Below are 17,382 nucleotides of genomic sequence, written 5' to 3' on the forward strand. Positions count from 1 at the left end.
TGTCGCTTGTCTTCGCTTGAAATGCGGGACAACGTCCTGTAAAACGTGACGTAACGCAGCGGCCCCGGAGGGCCGAGGGAGGAAGCCGTGCAGGCGCAGGCGGGCTATGCGCTGGCCGTGGATATCGGTGGAACCTTCACCGATGTGGTGCTGCGCGGCCGTGACGGACGGGCGGTGACGGACAAGACGCTCACCACCCATCGCAACCTGCTGGAAGGGTTCTTTCGCGCCGTCGACCTGGCGCTGGACCGTGCCGGCATCGCGCCGCGCGCGGTGGACGACGTGACCGTGCACGCGACCACGCTGGTGACGAACGCCGTCATCGAGCGCCGCGGCCCCCCGACCGCGCTGGTCACTACGCGCGGCTTTCGCGACGTGCTGCGCATCCGCAACGAGCACCGCTACGACATGTTCGACCCGCAGATCGAATATCCCGATCCGCTGGTCCCGCCGGAGCTCACCTTCGCGCTGGATGAGCGCGTGCTGGCCGATGGCCGCGTGACGAAGCCGGTGGATGCCGACGAAGCCGCCGCGCTCGCGCGAGAGCTTGCGGCGCGCGGCGTGCAGGCCGCGGCGCTCTGCCTGCTGAACGCCTATCGCAACGGCGCCAATGAACGCGCCGCGCGCGATGCCATGCTGAAGGCGGTGCCCGCGCTTCACATCGCGCTGTCCTGCGACGTCTCGCCGCAGATCCGCGAATATCCGCGTGCCTCCACCACGGTGATGAACGCCTACACCCAGCCCCTCGTCGCACCCTATCTGGAGGCGCTGGCGGCGGAGCTGGCGCGGCGCGGCTTCCCGAACCGGCCGCTGATCATGCTCTCCAATGGCGGCGTCGTCGGCACGCAGGTGGCCGGCGCCTTCCCGGTGCGCATGATCGAGAGCGGGCCCGCGGCCGGCGCGTTGGCCGCGACGCATTTCGCCGAGCTGCTCGGCCTGGATCGGCTGCTGTCCTTCGACATGGGCGGCACCACCGCCAAGGCTTGCCTGATCCTGGACCGCAAGCCGCTGGTCGCCGGCGAGTTCGAGGTGGACCGGCGCTACCGCTTCAAGCCCGGCAGCGGTTTCCCGATCACCATTCCATCGGTGGACATGATCGAGATCGGCGCCGGCGGTGGCTCCATCGCGCGGCTCGACAATCTCGGCCTGCTGAAGGTCGGGCCGCGCAGCGCTGGCAGCGAGCCCGGCCCGGTCTGCTACGGCCGCGGCGGCACGGAGCCGACGGTGACCGATGCCGATGTGGTGCTCGGCCTGCTGGATGCGGACCGCTTCCTCGGCGGCGACATGAAGCTGGATCGCGCGGCGGCAGAGGCCGCCTTCGCGCTGCTCGGCGCGAAGCTGGGCGTGGATGCGTCGGCGGCCGCGCGCGGGGTGTTCGAGGTGGTGTGCGAGAACATGGCCGGCGCGGCGCGCGCGCATGCGACGGATCGCGGTCTGGACTGGCGCGGCCTGCCGATGCTGGCCTTCGGTGGCGCCGGCCCGGTGCATGCCTGCCGCGTGGCGGAGCTGCTGGATTGCCGCCAAGTGGTCTTCCCGCCGATGGCGAGCGTGCTCTCCGCCTTCGGCACGTTGGTCTCGCCGGTGCGGCTGGATCTGGTGCGCTCAGCCCTCGCACCGCTCGGCACGATGGATTGGACGGAGGCGCGCCGGCTCATCGGCGGCATGGCGGAGGAGGGAAGGGGCGCGCTCGCCGAGGCCGGCGTGCCGGCCGCAGGCGCGACGCTGACGCTCGCGGTGGATTGCCGCTATCGCGGCCAGCAGAACGAGGTGACGACGGAGATCCCGCTTTCCGTCGCCGAGGCCGGCGACGCCGTCGCGCTGCGCGCCGCCTTCGAGACGGCGTATGAGGCGCTGTACGGCATCCGCCTGCCGGATGTGGAGGTGGAGGTCGTCACCTGGCGCCTTGCCGCGCGCGGCCCGTTGCCTGCCGCGCCGCCCCCGCCCGTGCCGGGCGGGGCGCAGGCCGCGCCGCGCGCGCATCGCCGTGTCGGAGTGGAGCCCGCTTTGCCGGAGGTGCCGGTGTACGACCGCGTGGCGCTCGCGGTGGGACAGCGCATCGCCGGCCCGGCCATCATTGAGGAACGCGAGACCACGCTGGTGATCCTGCGCGGCTGGTCGGCGGCGGTGCACCGGACCGGCGCGGTGATCGCGGAGCGCGACGCATGACAAGCCTCGACGGCATCACGCTCGAAATCCTCTGGTCGAACCTGATCGCGACGGTGACGGAGCAGGCGCGCGCGCTGCAGCGCATCGCCTTCAGCCCGATTGTGCGGGAGGCCGGTGATCTCGCCACCGCGCTGTTCGACCGCCAGGGCCGCATGGTCGCGCAGGCCGTCACCGGCACGCCCGGCCACATCAACAGCCTCGGCATGGCCGGGCAGCATTTCGTCAAGGCTTTCCCGCCGGACACGCTGGTGCCCGGCGATGTGCTGATCACCAACGATCCCTGGCTTTCCGCTGGGCATTTCTTCGACATCACCGTGATGACGCCGGTGTTCCGCGGCGATCGCTGCATCGGCTTCTTCGGCAGCACGATCCACCACACGGACATCGGGGGCTACGGCGTCGGCGCCGGCGCGCGGGACGTGCATGAGGAAGGGCTGTGGATCCCGCTGGCGAAGCTGTACGAGGCAGGCCGGCCGAATGCGTTGCTGCACGACATCATCCGCCGCAACGTGCGTACCCCCGAACACGTCGCGGGTGATCTCGCCGCGCAGGTCGCGGCCGGGCGCGTCGGCGCGGAGCGGCTGAACGCACTCTGCGATCGCCACGGCTTCGACGACATCGAGGCGCTGAGCGAGGCCGTGCTCGAACGCTCCGAGCAGGCGACGCGCGAGTCCATTCGCGCGCTGCGCCCCGGCACCTTCCATGGTGAAAGCGTGTTCGACGTGCCCGGCGGTCAGAAGATCACCTTGCGCTGCGCCGTGACGGTGGACGCCACGCTTGGCGAACTCACCATCGACTTCGCCGGCTCCTCGCCCGAGGCGCCGATCGGCATCAATGTCGTGCTGAACTACACGGCGGCCTACGCCAACTTCGCCGTGCGCGCCTGTCTCGACCCCGACCTGCCGAACAATTTCGGCAGCCTGAAGCCGGTGAAGGTGATCGCCCCTGAGGGCAGCATCGTGAACTGCCGTTACCCCGCGCCGGTGAATGCGCGCCACGTCGTCGGCATGTACGTGCCCTTCCCGGTGTTGAAGGCGCTGCATCAGGTGATGCCGGATCGCGTGGTGGCGGAAGGCTCGGGCGCGGTCTGGACCATCCAGATCCAGGGCCGGGACGAGCAAGGGCGGCCCTTCACCTCGTCCATGTTCAACTACTCCGGCGGCATGGGCGCGCGGCGCGACAAGCCGGGGCTCGACGCCACCTGCTACCCCACCGGCGTCGCGGCCGTGCCGGTCGAAGTGCTCGAAGCCGCCATGCCCATCGAGTTCACGCGCAAGGAGCTGCGCCCGGGATCGGGCGGCGAGGGCCGGCAGCGCGGCGGCGACGGGCAGGTGATCGGCTATCGCATGCGCACCCGTGACCCGTGGCTGCTGAACGTCGTCGCGAGCCGCACGGAACTCGGGCCCGAGGGCCTGGAGGGCGGCGCGCCGGGCCGGGCCGGGCGCTTCCTCGTCAATGGCACGCCGGTGAACGAGGCACGCAAGATGCTGATGCAACCCGGCGACGAGGTGCTGATGGAAACGCCGGGCGGGGGCGGCTACGGTCCCGTCGGATAATCTTTGGGGGGGGAGAGCCGACCATGATCGGACGCCGTACGCTGCTGGCCGCCACGAGCGGCGTTCTCGCCATGCCCGGTATCGTGCGGGCGCAGGCGCTGTTCACACGCCCGATCCGCTTCGTGATCGGCTTCGGCGCCGGCGGCGCTGGCGACATCACCGTGCGCATGCTGCTGCCGCACATGCAGGCGGAACTCGGCCAGACCATCGTGGTGGACAACCGCCCGGGCGCCGGTGGCATCATCAGCGCGGAATTCGTCGCGCGCTCCGCGCCCGACGGCCACACGATGTATCTGCTGACCACCAGCAACATGGCCGCGCCCGCCTTCTTCCGCACCATTCCTTTCGACGTGGCGAAGGACTTCGTGCCGGTCGGCCGCATGGTCTGGTACGACCACGTCATCGCCGTGAACCCGCAGCTTCCGGTGCGCGACCTGACCGAGCTGATCGCCTATGCGAAGGCGCGGCCCAACCAGCTGAACATCGCCTCCATCGCCGTCGGCAATGCGCAGCACCTGGGCGTGGAGCTCTTCCGCGCCATGGCGCAGGTGCCGATGACGACCGTGACCTACCGCTCTACGCCGGAACTGGCGAATGCGCTGGCGACTGGGGAGGTGCAGGTGGCCGGCGAGCTGCTGGCGCCGCTGCTGCCGCAGGTGCAGGCCGGGCGCATCCGGCTGCTGGCGGTCACCGCGCCGACACGCTTCCCCTCGCTGCCGGATGTGCCGACCAGCGCGGAAAGCGGTCTGCCCGACTACATCGTGCGGTCGTGGAACGCCATCGTCTTCCCCGCCCGCACGCCGCAGCCGCAGGTGGAGGCGATGAACCGCGCGATCCGCCGCGCCCTCGGCGTGCCGGAGATCCGCGCGCGCCTGATCGAGCTCGGCGGCCTGCCGGAGCCTTCCTCGCCGGCCGAACTCGCCGCGATGATCCCGCAGGAGGTCGCGGCCTGGGGCCGCATGGCGCAGCTCGCCGGGGTGGAGAAGCAGTGATGGACGGCGTGACGCAAGATGCCGAAGCGCGGCTGCGCGAGGATCTGCTGCACGCCTATCACATCCTGGATGCGGATGGTCAGGCCAGCGGCATCGCCGGCCACCTCACGGCGCGCCTGCCAGGCGCTGACCGCTTCTGGTCGCATCAATGGGGCGTCGGCTTCGACGAGGTGCGCGCGGAGGGGCTGATCGAGGCCGACTTCGATCTCAGCACCACGCGCGGCGAAGGCAACGTGAACCCCACGCTGCACATCCACACCCGCATCTACCTGGCACGGCCGGACGTGACCTGCATCGTCCACACGCATGGCAAGGCCGGCGTGGCGCTCGGCTGCGCGGGCATGACGCTGGAGCCGATCACGCAGACCGGCGCGATCTTCGCCGACGACGTCGCCCTGTTCGACGAATTCCACGGCATCGTGCTCGGCACCGACGAGGGGGATGCGATCGCCGCGGCGCTCGGCGACAAGCGCGGGCTGCTGTTGAAGAACCACGGCGCGCTGGTGGTCGGCCGCAACGTCGCGGAGGCCTGCATCGGCATGACCGTGCTGGAATGGGCCGCCGATGTGCAGTTGCGCGCCGCCGCCGCGGGGAAGCTGGAACGCCTGGCGCCGGAGGCCGCCGCGCAATCCAAGCGTTTCCTGCTGGCGCCCGAGAATCTCGGGCTTCGCTGGGACTTCATGAAACGGAAGATCGGCCGGGCAAGGCCGTTCCTGGGAGGAACACGATGATGCGACGCGCCCTTCTCGCCTGCCTGCTTGCCTTCGCCGCCCTGCCGGCGGCCGCCCAGGAATGGTCGCCCAACCGCCCGATCCGCTGGATCGTGGGGTTCGCGCCCGGCGGCGTCGGCGACACCACGGCGCGCCTTGTCGGTGCGAAGCTGTCGGACCGGCTCGGCCAGCCCGTGGTGATCGAGAACCGCCCGAGCGCCGGCGGCATCGTGGCCAGCGAGACGGTCGCGCGCGCCGCGCCGGATGGCTACACGCTGCTGCTGGTGACGGCGACTGCGGCGACCGCCCCGCATCTGATGCGGACGATGCCCTACGACCCGATCAAGGACTTCACCTTCGTCACGCAGGTCGCGAGCTTCCCGCACATCATCGTCGTCGCGGCGAACTCGCCCTATCGCACGCTGCAGGACCTGATCGCCGGCGCCCGCGCAAATCCCGGCCGCATCAACCTGGGCTCGGTCGCGGTGGGCACGGCGCTGCATCTCTCGCTGGAACTGCTGAAGTCGATGGGCAACATCCCAGCCGAGATCGTCACCTACCGCTCCACCGGCGACCTGCTGAACGCGACGGCGACGGGTGATGTGACCGCGGCGATGGAAGTGGCAGCCACGACGATCGGGCAGATCACTGGCGGCCGGCTGCGCCCGCTGGCGGTCACCTCGCCGCAGCGCGCGACCGTGCTGCCGAACGTGCCGACCGTCGCCGAGAGCGGCCTGCCGGACTACCGCGTCATCACCTGGAACGGCATGGCCGGCCCGGCGAATCTGCCGCGTCCCATCGTGGATCGGCTCGCTGCCGAAGTGCGCGCGGTGATGGCGATGCCGGAGGTGCGCGACCGGCTCATCCCGCTGGCCGTCGAGCCCGCAGCGAACGGGCCGGAAGCGATGCTCCAGCTCATCACGTCGGACACCGAGATGTGGGGCCGGGTGATCCGCGCCGCCGGCATCGAGAAGCAGTGAGATGAACATCCCGAAGATCGACTGGAACGCCATCCCCTGGACGCAGGTGCGTCCCGGCGTTGAGCGCAAGGGCTTCACCGGCGATGGTGCAACCGTCGCGCTGCACCGGCTGATGCCCGGGCACGAGCCCCGGCCCCACAGCCATCCGAACGAGCAGATCGTCTGGATCATGTCCGGCACCATCGACTTCCATATCGCGGGCGAGGTGCACCGCCTCGGCCCCGGCGGGCTTCTCGTGGTGCCGCCCAACGCCATGCACCACGGCGTGGTGGTAGGCGACGAGCCCGTGATGAACCTCGATGTCTTCACCCCCGCGCGGCCGGAATATGCCTGACACGTCCATCGCCATCGGCGGCATCACGCTGAACAACCCGGTCATCATCGGCTCGGGCGACCATGTGATGACGGCGGGCGCGCTGCGTGCCGCGCGCGCCACGGGCGCCGGCGCCGTGGTGGCGAAATCGATCAACGAGAGCGAGGCGGCGAAGCGCCAGCTCGATGGCAGCGACCATGTGCTGCTCGACAGCCGCTGGAAACCGATCCCCTGGGATTTCGACCCGCCGGACGATGCGATGCTGTTCGGCCGCTCCGGCCTGCACCAGATGGCGTCCGACGCCTGGATCGCGGAGGTCGCGGCGCAGGACCGGGAAGCCGCGAAGACAGGGCAGTACGTCATCGGCTCCATCATCCTGGCCGCGCTGGAGACGGCCTGCGAGCTGGCGCGGCAATACCAGGCTGCCGGCATCCGCATCCTGGAACTCAACATCGGCGCGCCGCATGGCGACGAGGCGGTGAAGGGCGCGATCATCCAGGAACGCGCCGCGCACCGTGTGAAGGAGATCACCCAGGCGCTGCGCGCCGCCGTCACCATCCCGCTCTGGATCAAGCTGACGGGACAGAGCGAGGATGTCGCCGCGCTTGCCGCCGCAGCGAACGAAGGCGGCGCCGATGCGGTGATCGTGATGGGCCGCTTCATGGCGCTGGTGCCGGATGTGGAGACGCGCGCGCCGATGCTCGGTACCGCCGGCGCCATCGGCGGCCCCTGGGCGCTGGCGCTGACCTGCCGCTGGCTGGCGCAGACGCGCAAGCGGATCGGGCCGGACTTCCCGCTGCTGGGCACCAACGGTGCGCGCAGCGGCCTGGATGTCGCGCGCTTCCTGCTGGCCGGCGCAAGCGCGGTGGAGATGACCAGCGCGGTGATGTCCGGCGGCTTCGACGTCGCGCGCCGCGCCGTGCAGGAATTCTCCGACTATCTCGCGCGCACCGGCGGTAGCGCCAGCGACCTGGTCGGCCTCGCCGCGGACCGGCAGGTGGGCTACGGCGTGCAGCCCGACCGCCCCGGCTACTGGCGCGACTTCGTCCCGCCCGAGGCGCGGTAGCGCTCCGATCCCAGCCTTTCGCTGATCTCGCCGGCTGCCGCGTGCAGCGCGGCGAGCATCGGCCCATCCGGCGGATCGCGCACGAACTGCACCGAGCCGACCAGCCCGATCGATCCCGCCAGCACGTCGCCGGCCGCGAAGATCGGCGCCGCCAGCACGTTGATGCCGAGCAGCGTCTCCGATGGCGCCGTCTCCCACAGCCGCGCGCGCACCTGCGCCAGACGCGCGCGCAGCAGCGCGGGATCGGTCATGCTGACCGGCGTCGGGCCGTCCAGCTTCCCGGCCAGCGCACGGTCCTGCTGCTCCGCAGCCGAGAAGGCCAGCATCACGCGTCCCTGCGCCGAGCAATGCAGGGGCGGGCGATTGCCGGGCTGCACGGTGATGGAGACCTTGTTGGGCGCTTCCAGCGCATGCACCACCAGCGGCTCCCCGCCGGTTGGTACCGCCAGCAGCACCGATTGCCCCGCGGCATCGCGCAGCCGGTGCATCGCGGGTTCCGCCACGCGGCGCAGGTCGAACTGCTCGCCGGCGGCCTGGCCGATCTGGAACAGCCGCCAGGTCAGGTGATAGCGGTCCGTCGCGGAATCCTGCGCCACGAGGCCTGCCTTGCGCAGCGTGACCAGGTGCCGGTGCACACGCCCCTTCGGCTCGCCGAGTTGTCGCGCAAGGTCCGAGACGCCGAGCGCGCGCCCGGCCAGCGCCATCGCTTCCAGCACGCGCACCGCCATCAGGACGGAGCGGACGGCAGCCGTGCCTTCCGCATCGTCTTCCGTGGCCACCGCCTCTGCTGCCGCGGTGCTCATGCGGCGGCGGCGCCGATGGTTGGCACCGGGCCCAGCTGCCGTCTTCGGGCCTGCATGCGCCGGCCTCCTTTCGCTCCCTGCCCGAAGCATGCGTGTGCGCGGTCGGCGCGGTCAATCGCCCCGCTCGGGGCTGGCACCTTCGGCCAGGACACGGGCCAGGATGGCGCATTTGGCGAAGAGGCTGGAGAGGTCGACATGCTCTTCGTCGCTATGCGCGCGGCTGCCATGCGGGCCGAGGCCATCCACGGTGGGAATGCCGGCCGCCGCGATGTTGTTCCCGTCGGACGCGCCGCCGGACACGGCGAGGCCGAGCGGGAACCCCAGCGCATCGCCCGCGCGCTGGAACGCAGCGGCCGCAGCGAGCGAGGCGGCCGTCGCCTCCATCGGCGGCCGATGGAAGCGGCCGGAGAGCGTCGCGCTCGTTCCGGGCAGGCGGGGTGCTGCGACAAGCGTCGCGAGCGCCCGTTCGATCCTATGCTGCTCCGCCAGGCTCGGCACGCGCACATCGAGCATGAGCTCCGCTGCGCCGGCCACGACATAGGGCCAGGTGCCGCCGCGGAGCGTACCCACATTCACGCTCGTGCCCTGGTGTGGATCAACCAGTTCCGCCGCCTGCAGGGCGATGCGCGCCGCGGCGAGGATGGCGCTCGCGCCCTTCTCCGGCTCAGCTCCTGCATGCGCCTCGATTCCGGTCACCGCGATGCGGAAGATGCCGACGCCCTTGCGGCCGATGGTCAGCGCAGGGCCGGGGCGGCCAGGCTCCAGCACCAGCGCGAGGTCGTGCGCAGCCGCCTCCCGCAGGATCAGCGGCAGGGAGGATGCGCTGCCGGCCTCCTCGTCGCTGTTCATCAAGAAGGTGATGTCGTCCGGCAGAATCCCGCCCGCCGCGCGCCGCGCCGCATCGATCGCGAACAGGCCGAGGGCGAGCCCGCCCTTCATGTCGAGGATACCGGGGCCATAGGCGCGCTCGCCCTCGATGCGCACGCCGCGCGCCGCGCTGCCCTGCGGATGTACCGTGTCGAAATGCCCGACCAGCAGGATGCGTCGCCGCCCTTGGCCGCGGAGGCGCAGGATGCGGTGGTCGCCGGTCGCGCGCTGCGGATCACGCTCGGCCTGCATGCCGAAGGCGATCGCCTGTGCTTCCAGCGCGTCGCCCACGGCGTCGCAGAGCGGCTTGCTCTCCGTCGGGCTGTCCATCGCGACGATGCGGCGCACGAACTCGAGCAGCGCCGCGTTGTCGATCACGCGGCGACGCGCTCCGCGGCAACGAAAGCCACCTCGGGCACGCCATCCGCCCCGCGGATGAGGCGCAGCGTGCCGAGCCAGCCGGAGTCGTCGGGCTCGGGGCAGTCGTCGCGGTAATGCGCGCCGCGGCTCTCGCGCCGATGCAGCGCCGCGGTCAGCGACAGCAGCGCGGTGTCGCAGAGCGAGCGCAGCTCGCACCAGGCGCGCAGCGCGCGCCAGCCCGCGGCAGGGCCGCGCGCCTCCAGCGCCGCGGCCAGCGCCCCGACATGCGCGAGGCCGGAGCGAAGCCCCGTCTCGTTGCGCACGATCCCCAGGAAATCCCACATCGCCGTGCGCAGTGCCTTCAGCTTCTCGGCAAGCTCGGCCTCGGTGAATCCGCCATCCTCGCCGGCGTCCAGCCTGCGTGCCCAGCCTTGCGCGATCGCGCCCACATCGCCCCGCGGCAGCGTGCTGCGTGCCGCCGCCATCCGGCCCGCGCGGTCGCCGAACACCTGCGTTTCCGGCAGGGCGTTGCTGTTGATGCGGTTGGCGCCGTGGATGCCGCCGGCGACCTCGCCCACGGCGAACAGCCCATCGAGGCTCGCCGCGCCGTTCACGTCCACCGCCAGCCCACCCATCCAGTAATGCGCTTCCGGCGCGACGACGAAGGGGTAGGTGGCGTAGTCGATGTCCAGCTTCTTGATGTAGTGCGCCACCTTGGGGTTTGTGTCCTCGAACTCCGCGCGGGTCAGGGGGGAGAGGTCGAGCCGCACGCCCGGACCGCCCTTGCCCTCGACGCCGCGGCCGGCCTGGATCTCGAGGAAGATCGCGCGCGCCGCGACGTCGCGCGTGGTCGCCTCGCCGCCCTGCATGAAGCGCTCGCCGTCCTTGTTGTAGAGGCGCGCGCCGACAACGAAGGTGGAGGGCTGGATGGAGACGCGGCTGTTGGTGAAGGGATCGGTGCAGCGCCAGGGGTAGAACTGGATGAACTCCATGTCGCGCAGCACCGCGCCCGCGCGATAGGCCAGCGAGAATCCGTCGCCGGTGATGTCGACCGGGTTGGAGGTGACGGAGAACAACCGCCCCGCGCCACCCGTCGCCAGAATCACGGCAGGCGTCGCCACGCCGATCACCTTCCCGCCCTTGAGGTCCAGCAGGATGGCGCCAACGACCGAATCGACCTGGCGCACGACTTCCACCGCCATCACGCTTTCCAGCATCTCCACACCGGCCTCGGCCGTGCGCTCGGCCAGTGGCACCGTGTAGTCGGTGCCCTGGTTGTTGGGCGCGAGCAGCACGCGCGGGCGGGAATGATCGCCGGATGGCGTGACCTTGTACTGCGCGCCCTCGCGCTGGAACGCGCCGCCGGCTTCCTCGAGCGCGGTGATGCCCCAGGCCGCACCCTCGCACAGCGCGGCGACCAGCGCAGGATCGGCGACGCGCGCGCCGCCCTTCAGCGTGTCGGCCGTATGCAGCGCCGGGCTGTCCGTGGGATCGCCGCCGGGGAAGACGCCGGCATAGGCCGCGGTCGTCATGGCGGAGGAACCGCTGCGCCCCGCCTTGCCCTTCACCGCCAGGATCACGCGCGCGGCGCCTGCCTGCTTCGCCGCCAGCGCCGCGCGCAGGCCCGCGAGCCCCGCACCGATGACGAGGACATCCGCCTCGATCGTCTCGACCGCCTGCATCATCGCAACTCCAGCACCGGCACATGCCGCGTCAGGCATTCCACGCCGGTTTCGGTGACATGCACCGTGTGCGAGAAGCCGATGCCGGCCTCGCCGTAGTACCGCATCGCCACGGGGATGTGGAAGCACATGCCCGGGCGCAGCACGGTGGGGTCGTCCTCCTTCAGGCTGGCGATGGTGCCTTCCACCCAGGAGGAGAAGCCGATGCCGACGGAATAGCCTGCGCGCTTCCGGTAATTCTCCCACATGCCGGCACGCTCGATCACGCCGCGGCAGGAGGCATCCACTTCGGCCGAGGTTGCGCCTGGGCGCACGGCGGCGATCGCGGTCTCCAGCGCTTCCAGGCAGATATCGGCCATGTGCCGTATGCGCTTCTCCGGCGTGCCGATCACGGCGCTGCGCATCAGCGGCGCGTAGTAGCGATGGAAGGTGCCGCCGATCTCGATCAGCACGGTGTCGCCCGGTTGCAACCGGCGACGCATGAAGCCGGAGTGCGGCAGGCCCGCGCGATCGCCGGAGGTCACGATGGGATCGCGCGCCATCCATTCGGAACCGGCCTGCAGCATGGCGGCGTAGCTGGCTGCGGCGAGGTCGTTCTCCGTCGCGCCTTCCGCGCAGGCGGTGATGGCGGCCGCAGCGCCGGCATCCGTGATGCGGGCGGCTTCCCGCATGTACTGCACCTCGCGCGGCGACTTCACGATGCGCGCCTGCTCCGCGATGCCGGAGCCGTCCACCAGGCGCGGCAGCCCGGCCTGGAGCTTCCGCCAATGTGCCACGCGCAGGAAGCAGGCGGTCTCCTCCACCCCCACCACCTTCTCCGCCAGGCCGCGATCGCGCAGCGCGGCGAGGGTGACGGCGGTCGGGTCCTCCGTGTCGTCCCAGGTGATGACATCCGGCGTCCAGGCATAACGCTGCGCAAGGACGGATTCCAGGAATCGCAGAACCAGGAAGGGCTCGCGCTCCAGCGGCACGACGACGAGCTGGTAGTTGTGGTAGCCGAAGGTCTGGTAGCCGGTCAGATGGAAGATCGTCTCCGGCGCGGCGCAGACCAGCACCTCCACGCCGCGCGCCTGCATGGCGCTGCGCACGGCGGCGATGCGGGCGTCGTATTCCTCCTGCGGGAAGAACAGCTCACGCGTGATGGGCATGAAGGGGCTCCATCGCCTGCTCGGCGGAGATCACCCTGCCGCCATGGGCGCGAAGATGATCGATGAACTGAAGCGCGAGCGCGCGCCAATGCGGATCGGCCAGGCCGAAGCCGTGGGTGAGCAGGTTGCAGCGTGCGGGCTGGCCGCGGCGCTGCACGCGGGCACGGATCGCGTCCCAGACGGCGGCGAGCCGCGCGAAGTCCATGCGCTCCAGGAAGAGATAGTCACGATCGAGGTCGGTGCCCGTGCCGTTCCAGCCGATCGGCACGGCGAAAAGCTGGGTGCAGCGATAGCGGTGCGCGTCGGGCTCGGCTGGCCAGTCCACATGCTTCTCGGGCATTCGCAGCCCTGGGCCGGGGGATAGGTCCAGCCCGATGCCCATGCGGTCCAGCAGCGTGGGCAAGGCGGCGTTCCAGGCGAAGCTGCCGCTGCGGAAGGCGGCGATGGGCAGGTCGGCTCTGCGCGCCATCGCCATGCAGTCCACGATCACGCCGGTGATGTGATCCGCGTCACCATAGCGGTTCTTGCCGTCCGCCAGATCCTCATGCGGGTGCAGTGCGAGCGCCATGCCGCGATCCAGGCAGGAGCGCCATTCGTCGGCGTAAGGTGGATCGAAGAAGTCTCGCCTGTGGCGCGGGCTGGTGTGCAGCGTCACGACGGCCGGCGCGCCGGCTTCGGCCACGGCCTCGCGCATGGCGGCAAAGCGCGCAGCCATCAGCGTTGCATCCGGCGGCGGCGCGCCCGGCGTCTCGGGATAGAAGGCACGGCCGCCCAGCGGGCTCGGAGGGTCGCCGTCGATCAGCCAGACGATCTCGATCTCGGCAGCCATCAGTCCCGCCCCGCCAGATACTTGTAGACGCCGACGGTGCGGTCCAGCAGCACGAAGAACAGCGCGCCGCCGAGTGCCAGCAGGAAGGCGATGGCCGGGATCACCGGCGTCATGCCGCCGACATACATCCGCTGGAACATCTCCACCGGCAGCGTCCGCTGCCCGAGGGCGGAGAGGAACAGCGCCAGCGTCACGTTGTTGAAGGACAGGATGAAGGTGAAGATCGTCGCCGCGATCACGCCAGTCTTGAGCTGCGGCAACGTCACCTTGAAGAAGGTGCGCGCGGGGCCGGCGCCGAGGATCGCCGAGGCGCTTTCCAGCCGCCTGTCGAGCGCCGCGACGGAGACCATCAGCGTGCGGAAGGCGAAGGGCACGCTGACCACCAGATGCGCCAGCACCAGGCCGAGGAAGGTCTCCGCGAGTCCGATCCGCTCGAACCAGATCAGCAACCCCAGCACGAGCACGATCTGCGGGATCATGCGGGGGCCGGTGATCAGCGTCTCGATGGCGATGCGGCCACGGAAGCGGTTGCGCTCGATCGCGAAGGCGCAGGGAAGGGCGAGCAGCACCGCCGCCACGCCGGCCAGGGACGCCAGAAGGAAGGAGCGCATCACCGTGTCCAGCAGGACGGCGTCGCCCAGGATCGCCTCGAACCAGCGCAGCGAAAGGCCTTCGGGCGGAAACGCGATGCGGCGGCTGTCGGTCAGCGCCACGGGCAGGCTGATCGCGATGGGCAGCAGCATGAACACCACGACCAGCCAGGAGAAGATGCGCAGCGCCAGCATCGCTACGTCACCTCCCACTGCCCGCGCCGCGTCAGGCGGCCGGCCAGGACGGTGAAGCCGTAGGTGATCAGCGCCACCGAGACCAGCAGCACGAAGGCGAGTGCCGCGCCCATAGGCCAGTTCATCTGCTCCGTCCCATAGGAGAAGATCGCCATCGGGATCACGGGCACGCGCTGCGCCCCGATCAGGATCGGGATCAGATAGGAGGATACAGAGAGCGAGAACACCAGGATGGCGCTGGCGACGATGCCCGGCATGGTCAACGGCAGCATCACCGTGCGGAAGATGCGCAGGTTGGAGGCGCCGAGCAGCCGTGCCGCGTTGATCCGGTCCTGCGGCACGTTCTGCACGGCGGATGCCAGGATCAGCACGGCGAAGGGCAGGTGTTCATAGGTCAGCACCAGCACGAGGGCCGGGAAGCTGCGCAGCAGCCGCAGCGGGCCGTCGATCAGCCCCGCCCATTGCAGCGCCTGCTGCAGCACGCCGAAGGGGAGCAGCAGGATATACCAGCCGAGGATGCCGACGATCAGGTTGACGAAGATCGGCAGGAGGCACGCGACCGAGATGAAGGTGCGCTCCCAGGAGCCGCAGCGTGTCAGGTAAATCGCCACGGGATAGGCGATGAGCAGTGTGAAGATCACCGTCGCCAGCCCGACCAGCAGCGAGTTCACGGCCATCTCCGCGTGCAGCGGATCGGCAAAGACGGCGACGTAGTTCGCCAGCGTGACGTCCGGATCCGGCGTCCGCGGCATGGGGCGCGTCGCCAGCAGGCTCATGCGCAGCAGCTCGCCGAGGGGCAGCAGGAAGAAGATCAGCAGCAGCACCAGCACGGGCAGCAGCGGCAGCAGCCAGCGCAGCACGCCGCCTTCGCGGGTCCCGCTGCCCAGCGCGGAGAGGACAAGCCTAGTCATCCAGCAGCATCACGGCGTCGGGGGGGATGGCGAAGCGGTGCGGCGTGCCCGGCTGCGGCAGGCGGCCGCCCGGATCAGCCGGCAGCACCGCCTGGATCGCAAGCCCTTCGCAATCCAGCAGGCAGGCAACATGCGCGCCGCGGAAGCTTGCCTCGCGCACCAGGCCCAATGCTGCGTTCGGTGCGTCGGCCGGCGGGTCGAGGCGCACATGCTCCGGCCGAAACGCAAGGGTGCGGCGCGTATCGGCCGCAGGCGCGCTGCTCGCGGGCGTGAGATGCAGCGGGCCGGCAACGAAGGCCGTGCCGTCGCTCACCGCTTCCAGCACCGTCGCATCGCCCAGGAAGGTGCAGACGAAGCGCGTGCGCGGATCGCGCCACACCTCCAGCGGTGTGCCGAGGCGCTCGATGCGGCCGCCGCGCATCACGGCGATGCGGTCGGACATGGTCAGCGCCTCCTCCTGGCTGTGCGTGACCAGCAGGGTGGCGACGCCGAGCGCGGTCTGGATGCGCTTGATCTCCTGCTGCATCTCCCGCCGCAACGCGGCGTCGAGGTTCGACAGCGGCTCGTCCAGCAGCAGCAGGTCGGGCTCGGTCACCAGCGCACGCGCGAGCGCGACGCGCTGCTGCATGCCGCCCGAAAGCTGGGACGGGAATTTGCGCTCGACACCCGGCAGCCGCACGAGGTCCAGCATCGCACCCACGCGATGTGCAATGTCGCGTGAGGGCATGCGTTGCACCTCAAGGCCGTAGGCGATGTTCTCCGCCACCGTCATGTGCGGGAACAGCGCATAGGACTGGAACACCATGCCGAGCCTACGGCGTTGCGGCGGCACGTCGTTCACCACAGCGCCGCGCAGGCGGATGCTGCCTTCGTCTGCCGCCAGCAATCCCGCGACCAGGTTCAGCGTGGTGGTCTTGCCGCAGCCCGAGGGGCCCAGCAGCGTCACGAACTCGCCGCGGCCGATCGCGATGTCGAGCCCATGCAGTACGCGCTGCCCCTGGAAGGATTTCGCCAATCCCTCCAGGCGCAGGATGGGATCGGGCGCGGTCACGCCCGGGGCGGCGCCCTCCTCAGCGGATTTCACGCTGCCAGCGCTGGATCCATTGCGGCCGCACGCTGTTGATGGCCGACCAGTTGAGGTTCACCAGCTTGTCGAAATCCGCGGGCGTGAGGTTCACGCCGGCTCGCTCGGCATCCGTCACCCTCTCCCAGGTGGTGCGGGACGGGCTGGCGACGCCGCCGCCGCGCATCCGGCGCAGCTGGAAGTCATCGCTGTAGTAGACGTTGAGGTAGTCATAGGCCGCCGCCTCGCAGGGACCGCCATTCACCAGGCTGACGCCGCCGGGGACCACGGGCGCGCCCTCGGTCGGCATGGCGAAGCGCGTCGAGACGCCGGCCGCGGTCAGCGTCGGCGCCATGTTGTTGCCGGTCACCGCGACCCAGACCTCGCCGAGCTGCCACAGGTTCGACAGCTCGCTGGTCCAGGTGAAGATGGAGTGCAGCGAAGGCTGCAGTGCGCGCGTCGCGGCGAAGCCGGGGTCGATGTTCTGCTCGCCGCCGCCATTCTGCCGCGCCAGCATCACCAGCGCCGCGGTGCCCCAGGTGCTTTGCGGGGCGGTGATCGCGACGCGGCCGCGGAACTCCGGCCGGCGCAGATCCGCCCAGGAGGTGGGCGGCGCGATGTTGCGCCGGCGCAGCTCGTCGTCACGATAGATGATGCCCACGCCGATCACGTTGGTGGCGAGCACCACCGGCCGGCTCTGCGCATCGCGCGATGTCGCCCAGTCGAACAGCCGCTGCGTGTTCGGCGCGCGCGCAGGATCGATCGGCTTGCAGAGGCCCTGGTCGCATGCCTGGATGCCGACGGGCAGGTCCCAGTGCGCGATGCTGACACGCGCATTGCCGCCTTGCGCGGCAATGCGCTCCACCATGTTGGCAGAGCCGATCGCCTCGGCGACCAACTCGACGTTGTGACGTTCGCGGAGTTGCGGCGCGATCACCTCCATCACGTCCTCGCGGTGGCGCGGGAAGATGGAAAGATACACCTGCATCTGCGTGCAGGCCTGCTGTGCGGCGGCGATGCCGGCATCCAGCGTGACAAGCGCGACGCAGCCAGCGGCTGCGGCCAGTCTCGTGAAGCGGTTCATGTCACCTCTCCCTGTCTTGCGGCTCGCACTCTCCCGGATGGCGTGATTGGATCAGAATATCCGGCGC

The 17,382-nt window shown here is 70.4% G+C and carries 16 protein-coding genes; 7 read left to right on the plus strand and 9 right to left on the minus strand.

Going from position 1 to position 17,382, the window contains the following annotated elements; translation table 11 throughout:
• Positions 1–87: 87 nt before the first annotated feature.
• From E4T13_RS19325 to E4T13_RS19355, 7 genes are read left to right on the plus strand one after another with little or no spacing between them, the layout of a single operon-like run.
• Positions 88–2,166, plus strand: a complete 2,079-nt coding sequence (locus E4T13_RS19325; protein WP_137179893.1) for a hydantoinase/oxoprolinase family protein — start codon at positions 88–90, stop codon at positions 2,164–2,166.
• A complete protein-coding gene (locus tag E4T13_RS19330; protein ID WP_137179894.1) occupies positions 2,163–3,722 on the plus strand; it encodes a hydantoinase B/oxoprolinase family protein in 1,560 nt (519 codons plus the stop codon). Before E4T13_RS19325 ends, E4T13_RS19330 begins: the two co-directional genes overlap by 4 nt.
• A gap of 23 nt (positions 3,723–3,745) precedes the next feature.
• The gene (locus tag E4T13_RS19335) at positions 3,746–4,714 is read left to right on the plus strand and encodes a tripartite tricarboxylate transporter substrate binding protein (RefSeq protein ID WP_137179895.1); all 969 of its coding nucleotides are present in this window, start codon (positions 3,746–3,748) and stop codon (positions 4,712–4,714) included.
• Positions 4,714–5,445 (plus strand): class II aldolase/adducin family protein, encoded by a 732-nt coding sequence (locus E4T13_RS19340; protein WP_137179896.1) that lies wholly within the window; start codon positions 4,714–4,716, stop codon positions 5,443–5,445. Before E4T13_RS19335 ends, E4T13_RS19340 begins: the two co-directional genes overlap by 1 nt.
• Entirely contained in the window at positions 5,442–6,404 is a 963-nt protein-coding gene (locus E4T13_RS19345) for a tripartite tricarboxylate transporter substrate binding protein (protein WP_170985077.1), read from the plus strand. Before E4T13_RS19340 ends, E4T13_RS19345 begins: the two co-directional genes overlap by 4 nt.
• A 1-nt stretch (position 6,405) precedes the next feature.
• On the plus strand, positions 6,406–6,738 hold the full coding sequence (locus E4T13_RS19350; protein WP_137179898.1) for a cupin domain-containing protein: 333 nt from the start codon (positions 6,406–6,408) through the stop codon (positions 6,736–6,738).
• Entirely contained in the window at positions 6,731–7,783 is a 1,053-nt protein-coding gene (locus E4T13_RS19355) for a dihydroorotate dehydrogenase (protein ID WP_137179899.1), read from the plus strand. Before E4T13_RS19350 ends, E4T13_RS19355 begins: the two co-directional genes overlap by 8 nt.
• Here the strand turns inward: E4T13_RS19355 and E4T13_RS19360 are convergent.
• The 9 genes from E4T13_RS19360 to E4T13_RS19400 form a co-directional block, all read right to left on the minus strand.
• On the minus strand, positions 7,747–8,586 hold the full coding sequence (locus E4T13_RS19360) for an IclR family transcriptional regulator (RefSeq protein WP_170985078.1): 840 nt from the start codon (positions 8,584–8,586) through the stop codon (positions 7,747–7,749). The two genes, E4T13_RS19355 and E4T13_RS19360, sit on opposite strands and share 37 nt — an antisense overlap.
• A gap of 111 nt (positions 8,587–8,697) precedes the next feature.
• Complete coding sequence (locus tag E4T13_RS19365) at positions 8,698–9,831, minus strand: M20/M25/M40 family metallo-hydrolase (RefSeq protein ID WP_137179901.1); 1,134 nt, start codon at positions 9,829–9,831, stop codon at positions 8,698–8,700.
• The gene (locus E4T13_RS19370; RefSeq protein ID WP_170985079.1) at positions 9,828–11,498 is read right to left on the minus strand and encodes an FAD-binding protein; all 1,671 of its coding nucleotides are present in this window, start codon (positions 11,496–11,498) and stop codon (positions 9,828–9,830) included. The genes E4T13_RS19365 and E4T13_RS19370 overlap by 4 nt, the downstream gene beginning before the upstream one ends.
• Positions 11,495–12,643, minus strand: coding sequence for a Xaa-Pro peptidase family protein (locus E4T13_RS19375; protein WP_137179903.1), 1,149 nt, complete (start codon positions 12,641–12,643; stop codon positions 11,495–11,497). Before E4T13_RS19375 ends, E4T13_RS19370 begins: the two co-directional genes overlap by 4 nt.
• Positions 12,627–13,472, minus strand: a complete 846-nt coding sequence (locus tag E4T13_RS19380) for a hypothetical protein (protein ID WP_137179904.1) — start codon at positions 13,470–13,472, stop codon at positions 12,627–12,629. Before E4T13_RS19380 ends, E4T13_RS19375 begins: the two co-directional genes overlap by 17 nt.
• Complete coding sequence (locus E4T13_RS19385) at positions 13,472–14,257, minus strand: ABC transporter permease (protein WP_137179905.1); 786 nt, start codon at positions 14,255–14,257, stop codon at positions 13,472–13,474. The genes E4T13_RS19380 and E4T13_RS19385 overlap by 1 nt, the downstream gene beginning before the upstream one ends.
• 2 nt (positions 14,258–14,259) lie before the next feature.
• A complete protein-coding gene (locus E4T13_RS19390; RefSeq protein WP_137179906.1) occupies positions 14,260–15,168 on the minus strand; it encodes an ABC transporter permease in 909 nt (302 codons plus the stop codon).
• Positions 15,161–16,219: an ABC transporter ATP-binding protein gene (locus tag E4T13_RS19395; protein ID WP_170985080.1), complete on the minus strand. Its 1,059-nt coding sequence runs from the start codon at positions 16,217–16,219 to the stop codon at positions 15,161–15,163. The genes E4T13_RS19390 and E4T13_RS19395 overlap by 8 nt, the downstream gene beginning before the upstream one ends.
• 19 nt (positions 16,220–16,238) lie before the next feature.
• Positions 16,239–17,315, minus strand: a complete 1,077-nt coding sequence (locus E4T13_RS19400) for an extracellular solute-binding protein (protein WP_137179908.1) — start codon at positions 17,313–17,315, stop codon at positions 16,239–16,241.
• Between the last annotated feature and the right edge of the window lie 67 nt (positions 17,316–17,382).

The organism is Roseomonas sp. AR75 (assembly GCF_005222815.1).
In the GTDB taxonomy this organism is placed as follows: domain Bacteria; phylum Pseudomonadota; class Alphaproteobacteria; order Acetobacterales; family Acetobacteraceae; genus Falsiroseomonas.